General features: G+C 70.6%; 4 protein-coding genes. 1 reads left to right on the forward strand and 3 read right to left on the reverse strand.

Annotated elements, in window-relative coordinates; translation table 11 throughout:
* Window positions 1-841 (reverse strand): histidine kinase dimerization/phospho-acceptor domain-containing protein (locus D3105_RS32625; protein WP_118906443.1); only part of this gene is annotated, 841 nt, incomplete at its 3' end.
* Window positions 838-1491, reverse strand: coding sequence for a response regulator transcription factor (locus D3105_RS32630; protein ID WP_165891127.1), 654 nt, complete (start codon window positions 1489-1491; stop codon window positions 838-840). The genes D3105_RS32625 and D3105_RS32630, both read right to left, overlap by 4 nt.
* Window positions 1492-1673: 182 nt before the next feature.
* On the opposite strand from D3105_RS32630, the gene metG reads away from it, so the two are divergent.
* Entirely contained in the window at window positions 1674-3287 is a 1614-nt protein-coding gene (metG, locus tag D3105_RS32635) for a methionine--tRNA ligase (RefSeq protein WP_118906445.1), read from the forward strand.
* Between the two features lie 266 nt (window positions 3288-3553).
* On the opposite strand, the gene D3105_RS32645 is transcribed toward metG, so the two are convergent.
* Window positions 3554-4345: a L,D-transpeptidase family protein gene (locus D3105_RS32645; RefSeq protein WP_118906446.1), complete on the reverse strand. Its 792-nt coding sequence runs from the start codon at window positions 4343-4345 to the stop codon at window positions 3554-3556.
* Between the last annotated feature and the right edge of the window lie 15 nt (window positions 4346-4360).

Raw genomic sequence — 4360 nt, forward strand, 5'->3', positions numbered from 1 at the left:
GGCCGTCGCCGCCCCCGCCCCCGCCCCGTAGCACCGGATAGCGGGCCGACTCCTCCCTGACCACCTGATCGAGGCGGACCACCTCGCGCTCGTCCGCCGCCAGGCCCCGTTCGCTGCGGGCCAGCACGAGCAGCCCCTCGATGAGCCGCTCGCTGCGCCGGTTGGTGTCCAGCAGGGTCTGCCGGGTGCGGACGAGGTCCTCGGGCGACGGATCGTCCAGACCGATCTGGATCGCGGCGCGCTGGGTGGCCAGCGGGGTCCGCAGCTCGTGCGAGGCGTTCGCGATGAATCTCCGCTGGCTGTCGAACGCCTTCTCCAGGCGGCCCAGCAGCGCGTCCAGCGTCTCGCCCAGCTCCTTCAGCTCGTCGTCCGGGCCGCTGGACGCGATCCGCTCGTGCAGGGTCTTCTCGGAGAGCCGGCGGGCCTTCGCGGTCATCGCGTGGACGGGCCGCAGCACCCGGCCCGCTATCCACCAGCCCACCCCGACCGCGCCCGCCGTCATCACGAGCAGCGCGGCGAACGACCAGTTCAGGAGCTGCTTGCCCGCCGCGTCGCTGACGTGGTCGGTGAGTTCGTAGGCGCTGGGAGATCCGGTGGAGCCGCGGGCGATGAAGGGACCGTTCACGGAGTACCCGGGCGGGACGACGACCACAGCCGTGGAGGCGATGGCCCGCGCCTCGGTCTCCGTCCCGGCGCGGGAGGCCAGGTTCACGGTGGCCAGCAGGGCCGTGCCGAGCACCAGGAAGACGCCGCCGTACACGAGGGCGATGCGGGTGCGGATCGTCGAGTGCGGCAGCTTCGAGGCGTCCGCCGGCCGCCGCAGCGGGGACGGCCGCTTCACAGGGCGTACCCGACGCCCTGCACGGTGCGGATCAGCGCGGGCTCGCCGAGCTTGGCGCGGAGCTTGCTCATGCAGACGCGTACAGCCCCCGTGAAGGGGTCGGCGTTGGCGTCCCAGGCCCGCTCCAGCAGCTCTTCCGCGCTGACCGTGCCGCCGTCGGCCTCCAGGAGCAGTTGCAGCACGGTGAACTCCTTCGGGGAGAGGTCCAGGTCCCGGCCGTCGCGGAGCGCCGAGCGCCGTACGGTGTCGAGCCGGATGCCGTAACGCTCCAGTTGGGGAGGTACGGGCCGGGCGCTGCGCCGGCGCAGGGCGCGTACCCGGGAGACCAGCTCGGGGAACTCGAACGGCTTGGCCACGTAGTCGTCGGCCCCCAGGTCAAGCCCGGCGACCCGGTCCTCCGTGGCGCCCGAGGCGGTGAGCATCAGGATCCGGGTGCGGGAGCCGGAGGCGACCAGGCGGCGGGCCACGTCGTCGCCGTGGACCCGGGGGAGGTCGCGGTCGAGGACGACGACGTCGTAGTCGTGGAGGCCGAGATAGGCGAGGGCCGCGTCCCCGCTGTACACGGTGTCGACGGCGAACCCGGCCCGGCGCAGTCCGGTGGCGACCAGCTCCGCGAGGATCTCCTCGTCCTCGGCGACCAGTACCCGCATCGTGATGTCCCCTGCCTCGTGCACGCTTGTCCGCTCCCTCCCAGGATGCGACTTTCCTACGGGAACCATTACGTGAGGGGATGTTTCGCAAAGCTCTCCACCGGAGGGCCTTCCTCCGTCCGCACACCGGCCGCCGTTTATCGATGTGAGTGGATCTTGATCGGGCCGTTAGGATTTCGACCATGGCGGCCACTGGATCCGAGAAGCAGGGGGCGACGGCGTTCTACGTCTCGACCCCCATCTACTACGTCAACGACGCTCCTCACCTGGGCCACGCCTACACGACCGTCGCAGGCGACGTGCTCACGCGCTGGCACCGCCAGCGCGGCGAGAAGGTGTGGTACCTCACCGGCACGGACGAGCACGGTCAGAAGATCATGCGCACGGCCGAGGCGAACGAGGTGACTCCGCAGGCCTGGGCGGACAAGCTCGTCGAGGAGGCGTGGAAGCCCCTCTGGGAGCACCTCAACATCGCGAACGACGACTTCATCCGGACGACGGAGAAGCGGCACACCGACCGGGTGCAGGAGTTCGTGCAGGACCTGTACGACAAGGGCGAGATCTACAAGGGCGGGTACGAGGGCCCGTACTGCGTGGGCTGCGAGGAATACAAGCTCCCCGGCGATCTGATCGACGGCGAGGGCGAGTTCGCCGGTCAGAAGCTCTGCCCGATCCACAAGAAGCCGGTGGAGCTCCTCAAGGAGGAGAACTACTTCTTCAAGCTCAGTGAGTACGGCCCGAAGCTGCTGGAGTTCTACGCGGCGAACCCGGACTTCATCCAGCCCGAGTCGGCGCGCAACGAGGTCGTGAACTTCGTCGAGCAGGGCCTGCAGGACCTGTCGATCTCGCGCTCGACGTTCGACTGGGGCGTCCCGGTGCCGTGGGACCCCAAGCACGTCATCTACGTGTGGGTCGACGCGCTGCTCAACTACGCGACGGCGGTGGGCTACGGCGCCAACCAGGAGAAGTTCGACGGTACGTTCCCGGCGAACGTGCACCTGATCGGCAAGGACATCCTCCGCTTCCACTCGGTGATCTGGCCCGCGATGCTGATGGCGCAGGGTCTGCCGCTGCCGGGCAAGGTCGTCGCCAACGGCTGGCTGATGGTCGGCGGCGAGAAGATGTCCAAGTCGAACCTGACCGGCATCAAGCCGCAGGACCTGACCTCGCACTTCGGCGTGGACGCGTACCGCTGGTACTTCCTGCGGGCCATCTCCTACGGCAGCGACGGGTCGTTCTCCTGGGAGGACTTCTCCGCCCGCTACACCTCCGAGCTGGCCAACGACTACGGCAACCTCGCCTCGCGCGTGGCGGCGATGGTCGGCAAGTACTTCAGCGGGGCGCTGCCGGAGGACACGGCCGCCGGTGACGCCGAGCAGGCCGTACGGGACGGGCTGGCGAAGGCCGTGGCGACGGCCGACCGGAAGATCGGCGAGGAGCTGGACTTCCAGGGCGGCATCCTGGCGATCTTCGACTTCGTGAAGCAGGTCAACGGCTACATCACGGAGCAGGAGCCGTGGAAGGTGGCCAAGGACACCACCCCGGAGGGCCAGGCCCGCCTGGCGACCATCCTCTACACGGCCGCCGAGTCGCTGCGCGGGGTCGCGGTGCTGCTCAACTCGGTGATGCCGGAGACCTCGCAGAAGCTCTGGGAGTCCCTGGGCGCCGAGGAGTCCCTGGGTGCCCTGGCCGACCAGAAGGTCCAGGACGCGGGCACGTGGGGCGTCCTGCCCGCGGGCGCGACGGTGACGAAGGGCGCAGTGCTGTTCCCGCGTCTGGAGGAGAAGCCGGCGTAACCCCTCCGTACATACGCCGGGAGCCCGGAACCGCGAACAGCGGTCCCGGGCTCCTCGCGTTGCGGCGCGGGTTCAGCCCACCCAGTTCGACCGGAGCGAGCGCGGCGTCGGCCCGAGCGTCGCTCTCGCCATCTGTCCCGATCCGCAGCCCCCGGTAGGCGTGGAGTTATGGGTTCGGATCCGCCTGCAGGCACAGGCGCGTCAGCCACTCGATGATCCGCCCTCGATTTCCCAGCGTACGCACTCGGCCCCTACCCGTCCGCCCGTCACCGCCTCAACGACTCGGCATCCCCCATCACGATCACCGGGTTCATCTCGGGGTCCAGGGTGCGCAGGAGTTCCTCCATGCGCTCCTCGGGGACGGAGACGCAGCCCTGGGTCGGGCCGTCGTGGTCGACGTGGATCCAGATGCCGCCGCCGCGTTCGAGGCCGAGCGGACGGGTGCGGTTCAGGGGGCTGACGCCCTCGGTGCGGTTGTAGTTGATCGCGACGACGTAGTCGAAGGAGCCCTCCAGCGGCTCGCCGAAGAAGCCCTCGCCGTCCACCGCGAACCGTGGGTGCTCGTCGTACGGCAGCAGCGCCCCGGGGTCGGGGAGCCGGCCGCCCGCGTCGGTGAGGGTGTAGACGCCCGTGGGCGATCTCCGGTCGCCCGCCACGTGATAGTCCGTCCAGCCCTCCATGCCGTTGTGGGCCGGCCAGGGTCCCGCGACCGGCTCCCAGCCGTGTGCCGGGTCCGCGCGGCTGTACAGGACCGCGCTGGAGCGGTAGGAGTCGGCCTCCTCGCCGGTGACCACGAATGCCTGCCGGGCCTCGGCGGGGATCTGGGCCAGGGTCTCCGGTCCCAGGCCCGGGATCTCGGCGGGGCTCGGGGCGGGCACCGGGCTGGGGGAGGACCGGAGCGCGGACGCGGCGTCGGACTGCGGGCCCGCGGCGCCCTGCCCCGGGACGCCGACCGGAGCCTTCTCCGGAGCGGCGCCGGAGGAGCAGCCGGTGAGCAGCAGGGCCAGGGCGAGGAGCGGTGCGGCGAGCAGGGCGGGTGGGCGGCGGGGGAGGGACACGGTGGGCTCCTCGGA

The organism is Streptomyces globisporus (assembly GCF_003501885.1).
Taxonomy (GTDB): domain Bacteria; phylum Actinomycetota; class Actinomycetes; order Streptomycetales; family Streptomycetaceae; genus Streptomyces; species Streptomyces globisporus_D.

What these genes read in the sequence shown, in the direction of transcription:
- D3105_RS32630 (WP_165891127.1), bottom strand. Translation starts at nt 1,491, where the DNA reads ATGCGGGTACTGGTCGCCGAGGACGAGGAGATCCTCGCGGAGCTGGTC.
- metG (WP_118906445.1), top strand. Translation starts at nt 1,674, where the DNA reads ATGGCGGCCACTGGATCCGAGAAGCAGGGGGCGACGGCGTTCTACGTC.